This window comes from Thermococcus sp. 101 C5, from assembly GCF_009372125.1.
GTDB lineage: Archaea > Methanobacteriota_B > Thermococci > Thermococcales > Thermococcaceae > Thermococcus_A > Thermococcus_A bergensis.
In genome coordinates this window covers 1-7,143 of sequence record NZ_WHIZ01000080.1, presented here as the reverse complement: position 1 = coordinate 7,143, position 7,143 = coordinate 1, and the positions used below count along the sequence as shown (strand labels likewise).

Sequence of the window (7,143 nt, the reverse complement as noted above, 5' to 3'; positions counted from 1 at the left end):
TTGCCTGCGCGAAGTTTGATCAAGGTTCGTGGTTCCTTTTACCTTGCCCTTCTACTAGGGATTTTCATTCTAAAAAGCCCCCTTGGGATGGAATTCCGCAAATACTAGCTGCCTTGGGGAAGTTTCTCTTACTTTGACGCCCGAAGGGCGTCTTTTTACAATGTAAACTCTTATAGGCCATGTTTTCTAAAGTGGGAATTCACAATTAAACGAAACGTTTTCAAGAAAAATCCTCCTTCAAACCCCCCTACGAAAAAGAACCACCAACTTTGATGGAACTTTGCGAGGCAAAGTTTCAGTGTTGGCGGAAAATTAGTGCTATTTTGAAAGATAGGAAAATCCTGATTGAATTCTAAAGAGAAAAGACAAGATAAGCAAATCCGGAACAAAGACCAAAGTTGTCCCACTTTGGAGGTGGCTTCTCTATAGGGGGTGTGCAGCTGATAAGGTATATTACACAAAGTCTGTAGAAAATATCCAGTATACTGCACAAAAATCTAAAAAGTTCACACCATCAAGAAAGGTCTCATCCTTAAGTAGCTCTCTTCTCTTCCTCAGGAAACCTCCACTTCCTACTTATCTTTGTTACCTGTTTAACGAGCTCCCTTTCCTCTTTGCCCTTTTCGAGGAGCTTCTCAAGAAATGATATCAAGTCGTCATAGGTTCCCCTTTCAACGGGGAAGGGTACTTTATCCTTCCCGCCGACAGCATAGGCGAACTTGAATGGATCAGGCGGATGAGTTACCGGGTCTTTCCATGAAGGATGAACATCATAAACCAGCTCGAGAACCAAGGAGAGGGCTCTCAGAGTGCTTGGCCCTAAGCCTTTAATCAGCAAAAGTTCATCATAATTCTTCACACTCAGCTCCCTCGCCAGCTCCAATGCCCTCTTGTTGAGTTCAAGTTTTCCGAGGCTTTGATACCTCTCCATTATTGGCAAAACTTTCCTTTTTTCGTAGGGTTTATAGAACAGCGGAGTGTAACCCTTTGAGAGGGCCTCTATACTCTTGACCTCTCTTTCAATTTTTGCTGGACTTTCAGAGATTATATCCAAAAGGGTTTTCTGGTACTCTTTGCTTTCTCTGGCGATTGTATTCAATGCATAATCGTTTTTTATTCCACTTATGCCTTTGTGAGGCTCCAAAGTGAAGGATTGAATTTTTTCAGAGAACCAGTGGTATCGCCTTGCAAGCTTGACCGAAGGGTTCATCCCCTGCTGCACAACTGCCCATCTACCTTCTTCATCAACAAAGAAAACGTGATGGTAGAGCTGGTAGCCATTTTGCAGGGCAACGGTGTCGACCTTTGCAACGAGCTTGGAGGTCTTTATGTAATCGCTGGGATTTAGCTCGTAAATCTCGCTTATTTTCTTCAGCTCTTCTGGAGTTTGTCTGCTTTTCGCTCCTTTTCCGCCAGCGGCTTTTATCCCGAGCTCTTCCCTTGAGAGGACTTCTTTTATAATTCCAGCTGTTACGGTTGTTGAGCCTGATGAATCCCAGTCCATGCCGATTAGGTTGTTAAGTGCCTGAAACCACACCGGATCTGCCAGCCTTTCGAGAACCCCTTGAGTGCCGTATTCATCGACAAGAAGCCTTAGAACAAGCTCGGCTAACCTCTTCATTCTCAAAGCCAGCCATCTCGGCACATGTCCGCCGTGAAGTGGGAGCTCCGCAATTCCTCTTCTCATCATAAATAATTGGGCTTCTTTCATTAAAAGTTTTTGAGATAATTTAATAAATCAAAATGCGGAAGGCTCTCTCATGAGGGAGAAACCAAGAACTTTGCCCCCAACGCTGAGGGATAAGCACCGTTACATAGCTTTTCAGATTATTGGAGAGAGGGAGTTCAAAAAGGATGAGATAAAAAAGGCCATATGGGATGCATCTCTTAGAACTCTGGGCGAGCTCGGTACCGCGAGGGTAAAACCCTGGTTTATAAAATTTGATGAAAAAACCCAGACTGGGATTGTGAGATGCGATAGGAAATATGTTGAAGAGCTCCGATTTGCTCTCACCTTGGTTACCGAGATAAACGGCTCAAAAGCAATAATAAGAACACTTGGAGTGTCGGGAACTATAAGGAGGCTCAAGCTAAAATTCTTAAAGGAGTTTGGGTGGAAATAGGGATAGAAAAATTTAATTATCAACCCGATAACTTACATATCGGAGAGTATATAAAGGGAATTGAGGAATTCCTAATATAACTGGATTACGATAACTTTAGAGGTGATGAGAAATGGCGTTTGTGCCACCGCAAGCTGGGTATGATAGGGCAATAACAGTTTTCAGCCCCGATGGAAGACTTTTCCAGGTGCAGTATGCCAGAGAGGCAGTTAAGAGAGGAGCAACTGCCGTCGGAGTAAAGTGCAAAGACGGCGTTGTTCTGGCTGTAGAAAAGAGGGTAACAAGCAAGCTCATAGAACCGGAAAGCTATGAGAAGATTTTCCAGATTGATGACCACATAGCCGCAGCTTCAAGCGGAATAATAGCCGATGCAAGGGTTCTTGTTGATAGGGCACGTTTAGAGGCCCAGATTTACCGCCTTACTTATGGAGAGCCCGTTCCGCTCACCGTTCTGGTGAAGAAGATTTGTGACTTAAAGCAGATGCACACGCAGTATGGGGGAGTTAGACCTTTTGGTGCTGCCCTTTTAATGGCGGGCGTAAACGAAAAGCCCGAACTGTTTGAAACCGACCCAAGCGGTGCATACTTTGAGTGGAAAGCCGTTGCAATAGGAAGCGGAAGGAACACGGCAATGGCAATATTTGAGGAGAAGTACAGGGATGATATGACACTTGAAGATGCCATAAAACTCGCAGTGCTGGCTCTTGCAAAGACGATGGAAGAGCCGTCTCCGGAGAGCATTGAAGTGGCAGTAATCACGGTGAAGGAGAAGAAGTTCAAGAAGATCAGCAAGGAAGAAGTCGCTAAATGCCTTGAGGAGGCATTGAAAGAGGCTGAAGCGGAAGAAGTTCCGGAGAAGGAAGAGGACTACAGCGAGTTGGACAGCCACTACTGAGGTGATTAGCGATGCCAATAAGTGTCGACAAGGCAGTGATTGCTCGATTGAAGGTTCAGGGAGAGGTTTTTGAGATACTAGTGGACCCATATCTGGCCAGAGACTTCAAAGAGGGCAAAGAGGTTCCGATTGAAGAAATCCTTGCTACCCCTTATGTTTTTAAAGATGCCGACAAGGGAGATAAAGCTAGTGAACATGAGATGGAAAAGATTTTCGGGACAAGCGACCCCTATGAAGTTGCAAAGATAATCCTCAAGAAAGGAGAAGTCCAGCTTACGGCGCAGCAGAGAAGAGAAATGCTGGAAGAGAAGAAAAAGCAGATAGCAATGATAATCCACAGGCATGCTATAGACCCGAGAACTGGCTATCCTCACCCACCAGATAGAATCCTTAAGGCAATGGAGGAAGCTGGAGTTAGGGTGGACATATTTAAAGATGCAGAGGCTCAAGTTCCGGATGTGATAAAGGCTTTAAGGGGAACTTTACCGCTTAAGGTAGAAACCAAGGTCATAGCAGTGAAGATACCCTCTGAATACTCCGGAAAAGCCTATGGAGAAGTTAGAAAGTTTGGAACTATAAAGAAGGAAGAATGGGGAAGTGATGGCTCCTGGATGTTCTTAATAGAGATTCCGGGAGGAGTTGAGGAAGAATTTTATGAGAAACTAAATGCCCTTACAAAGGGCACTGCAGTAACTAAACTTATAGAGAGGAAGGGACTATGAAGAAGGTTTTTGTAAAAAATAGGGAATTAGTGGTTCCAGGGACGCTTTTGGCTCAGGGACCGTTCAAAAATGGAAGAGGAACTTTTAAAGAGGGAAACAGGATTTACTCAACAGTTGTCGGACTAGTCAACATTTCAAACGATACGGTATCAGTGGTTCCCTTGGAAGGCCCGTACATTCCGGAAGTGGGAGATAACGTAATAGGAAAGATAATTGACGTAAAGTTTTCAAACTGGGTGGTTGACATAGGGGCCCCCTATCAGGCCACACTGAGGGTTCAGGACGCTGTAGAAGAAAAAATAGACCTTTTAAAAACAGATTTGAGAAAAATATTTGATATCGGGGACATAATCTATGCAAAAGTAAAGGCGTTTAATGAAATCAATCAGATAGACCTAATAACAAAAGGGATGCCCTTCAACGGTGGACCATTGAGAGGAGGGCAGATAGTAAAGATAACGCCTTCCAAAGTGCCCCGCCTTATAGGTAAGGGAGGCTCAATGATAAACATGATCAAGAACCTTACGAACACTAGGATAATAGTTGGACAGAACGGATGGGTATGGGTTAGTGGAAAACACGAAGAGCTGGAAAAGCTGGCCATAGAAGCTATTCTAAAAGTGGACAGAGAAAGCCACACCCAGGGATTGACGGACAGAGTTAGGGAGATGCTGATTAAGAGATTGCATGAGCTTAAAGAACAGGGGATTATTGAAGAAGTTCCCCAAATTGAAGAGGGTGAAAAGAAATGATGGGAAGGCCTGAGGGACTCAAGCTTATTGATGAGAACGGCAGGAGAATTGATGGAAGGAAAAAGTATGAGCTGAGACCACTTAAAATGGAAGTCGGAGTTTTAAAGAGTGCAGATGGTTCTGCATATGTGGAATGGGGTAAGAACAAAGTTTTGGCAGCAGTTTATGGGCCTAGAGAGATTCATCCAAAGCACCTTCAGAAGCCAGACAGAGCGATTTTGAGAGTTAGGTACAACATGGCACCCTTTAGCGTCGAGGAGAGAAGAAAACCCGGGCCGGATAGGAGGAGCATTGAAATAAGCAAGGTTATAAGAGGTGCCCTTGAACCGGCCGTTATTCTCGAACTGTTCCCGAGAACATCTATAGATGTTTTCATAGAGGTGCTTCAGGCAGATGCGGGTACAAGAGTAGCTGGGATTACAGCAGCTTCCCTCGCTTTAGCAGACGCAGGGATTCCCATGAGAGACCTTGTTGCAGCATGTGCTGCGGGAAAAGTGGACGGAGAGATCGTCCTTGACCTAAACAAAGAAGAGGACAACTACGGAGAAGCCGATGTTCCAGTTGCGATAATGCCCATCAAGAACGATATAACCCTGCTCCAGATGGACGGATACCTCACCAAAGAAGAATTCCTTGAGGCGGTAAGGCTAGCAATAAAAGGGGCTAAGGCAGTGTATCAAAAACAGAGAGAGGCACTGAAGGAGAAGTATCTCAAAATAGCGGAAGAGGTAGGTGAGTGAAATGGAAGTAATGGCATCAATAATGAGGGATCACATTCTCAACCTTTTGAAGGAAGGTAAAAGAATCGATGGAAGAGGACTGGAAGATGTAAGGCCTCTGGTCATAGAAACAAATGTCATAGAAAAGGCTGAAGGCTCAGCTCTTGTAAAACTCGGTAATACTCAGGTTCTCGTTGGAGTAAAAGTTGATTTTGGAGAGCCGTTTCCAGATTTGCCAGAGATGGGTGTCATGACGACCAACGTTGAATTCGTTCCTCTGGCATCCCCGACCTTCGAACCGGGACCACCCGACGAAAGGGCAATAGAGCTGGCTAGAGTTGTAGACAGAGGAATAAGGGAAAGCCAAGCTATAGACTTGAGCAAACTTGTGATAGTGCCAGGAAAGCTTGTGAGAGTTGTTTTCATAGATGTTCACATCCTTGACCACGACGGAAACCTCTTGGATGCCTCTGGAATTGGTGCAATTGCGGCGTTGTTGAGCACAAAAATACCGAAAGTTGAATACGACGAGGAAAGCGGAGAGGTAAAGCTTCTGGATGAATATGAGCCACTGCCAGTAACAAAAGTCCCGATTCCAGTGAGCCTTGCCAAAATAGGCAACACTTTGGTAGTAGATCCTAACTTCGAAGAAGAGCAGGTAATGGATGGCAAGCTAACAATAACAACCGACGAGAATGGATACATCTCAGCAGTGCAGAAAAGCGAAGGGGGAAGCTTCAAGCTTGAAGAAGTTATCTATGCAGTTGACCTTGCATTACAGAAGGCCCAAGAGATCAGAGAAAAGATTCTCGAGGCTGTGGGGAAGAAGGAGTGATTTTTCTTCTTTTCCTTTGAACTCTCCTTTTTGACATGGTTTTGGAAATATGGTACAATTGCTCAGCGTATTTCACGGCAAGGTTGGGCTGTTCTCTAAATGGTTAAAAGCGTAAAGTTTAAATATTTTGACTTAGTATTTCTTAATGGGTGGTTTAGTGTGCCTAAGGCGACCTTTGTTATTAGTGAGGAAACCTTAGAGGAATTTAAAAAAGTGGCTATCCAGCGTTATGGGAACAAGAGAGGCGTTCTGAGTGTGGCAATAGAAGAAGCCATTAAAGATTGGATCAAGAAAACCAAAAAGGAGCTGGAAAATGCCGAGTGAGACTGTTAAGCTCACGGCAAAGTTCAAACTCAAGACGGAGCCCGAAGGGTTAGAAGACCTCTTCTCCCTTTATTCTGATATTGTTAATTTTCTCCTTGATTATGCTTTCGAAAACAACATCACGAGCTTTTACCGGCTGAAGAAGGAGACTTACAAGGGCCTCCGGAGGGAATACCCAGACCTTCCGAGCCATTACCTCTACACGGCTTGTCAAATGGTTACCTCAATCCACAAGAGCTACAGGAAGAGAAAAAGACGAGGAAAAGCTAATGGAAAGCCCGTCTTCAAAAAGCAAGTGATAATGCTTGATGATCATCTTTTCAAACTCGACCTTGACGGTGGATTTGTCAAGCTCTCAACTCCCGGCGGAAGGCTGGAACTGGAGTTTTACCCTGCAAAATACCACGAGAAGTTTAGAGGGTGGAAAATAGGGCAAGCCTGGCTTGTTAAAAACCAGATGGGAATTTTCCTCCACGTGGTGTTCTCAAGAGAGGTTGAAGTCAGAGAGTCAAAAGCCGTCGTTGGTGTGGACTTGAACGAGAACAACGTTACAATTAGCCTTCCAAACGGTGAATTCATTCAGATAATCACTCACGAGAGGGAGATTAGAACGGGCTACTTCTTGAAGAGAAGGAGAATCCAGAAGAAGCTAAAAACTGGTAAAAAGAGGAGAGAGCTTTTGGAAAAGTATGGTGAGAGGGAGAGGAACCGGCTGAATGACTTGTATCACAAGTTGGCCAACAAGATTGTCGAGCTGGCGGAGAGATACGGCG

At 44.6% G+C, this 7,143-nt stretch carries 9 protein-coding genes; 8 read left to right on the top strand and 1 reads right to left on the bottom strand.

Annotated elements, in window-relative coordinates; translation table 11 throughout:
• Positions 1 to 532 precede the first annotated feature (532 nt).
• Positions 533 to 1,690 carry a DUF763 domain-containing protein gene (locus GBV73_RS10005; protein WP_152881113.1) on the bottom strand — a complete coding sequence of 386 codons (1,158 nt, stop codon included), beginning with the start codon at positions 1,688 to 1,690 and terminating at the stop codon, positions 533 to 535.
• Positions 1,691 to 1,760: 70 nt separating this feature from the next.
• Between GBV73_RS10005 and GBV73_RS10000 the strand changes: the two genes are divergently transcribed.
• The 8 genes from GBV73_RS10000 to GBV73_RS09965 form a co-directional block, all read left to right on the top strand.
• Positions 1,761 to 2,123, top strand: a complete 363-nt coding sequence (locus tag GBV73_RS10000) for a ribonuclease P protein component 2 (protein WP_042702431.1) — start codon at positions 1,761 to 1,763, stop codon at positions 2,121 to 2,123.
• Positions 2,124 to 2,235: 112 nt separating this feature from the next.
• Positions 2,236 to 3,018, top strand: coding sequence for an archaeal proteasome endopeptidase complex subunit alpha (psmA, locus tag GBV73_RS09995; RefSeq protein ID WP_042702432.1), 783 nt, complete (start codon positions 2,236 to 2,238; stop codon positions 3,016 to 3,018).
• 11 nt (positions 3,019 to 3,029) lie between these two features.
• The gene (locus GBV73_RS09990; protein ID WP_152881111.1) at positions 3,030 to 3,740 is read left to right on the top strand and encodes a ribosome assembly factor SBDS; all 711 of its coding nucleotides are present in this window, start codon (positions 3,030 to 3,032) and stop codon (positions 3,738 to 3,740) included.
• Positions 3,737 to 4,492 (top strand): exosome complex RNA-binding protein Rrp4, encoded by a 756-nt coding sequence (rrp4, locus tag GBV73_RS09985; protein ID WP_152881109.1) that lies wholly within the window; start codon positions 3,737 to 3,739, stop codon positions 4,490 to 4,492. The genes GBV73_RS09990 and rrp4 overlap by 4 nt, the downstream gene beginning before the upstream one ends.
• The gene (rrp41, locus tag GBV73_RS09980) at positions 4,489 to 5,232 is read left to right on the top strand and encodes an exosome complex exonuclease Rrp41 (RefSeq protein WP_152881107.1); all 744 of its coding nucleotides are present in this window, start codon (positions 4,489 to 4,491) and stop codon (positions 5,230 to 5,232) included. Before rrp4 ends, rrp41 begins: the two co-directional genes overlap by 4 nt.
• A 1-nt stretch (position 5,233) precedes the next feature.
• Entirely contained in the window at positions 5,234 to 6,046 is an 813-nt protein-coding gene (rrp42, locus tag GBV73_RS09975; RefSeq protein WP_152881104.1) for an exosome complex protein Rrp42, read from the top strand.
• Between the two features lie 159 nt (positions 6,047 to 6,205).
• A complete protein-coding gene (locus GBV73_RS09970; RefSeq protein WP_253910355.1) occupies positions 6,206 to 6,370 on the top strand; it encodes a hypothetical protein in 165 nt (54 codons plus the stop codon).
• The coding region (locus GBV73_RS09965; protein ID WP_152881100.1) for a transposase at positions 6,360 to 7,143 on the top strand (784 nt) is incomplete at its 3' end. The genes GBV73_RS09970 and GBV73_RS09965, both read left to right, overlap by 11 nt.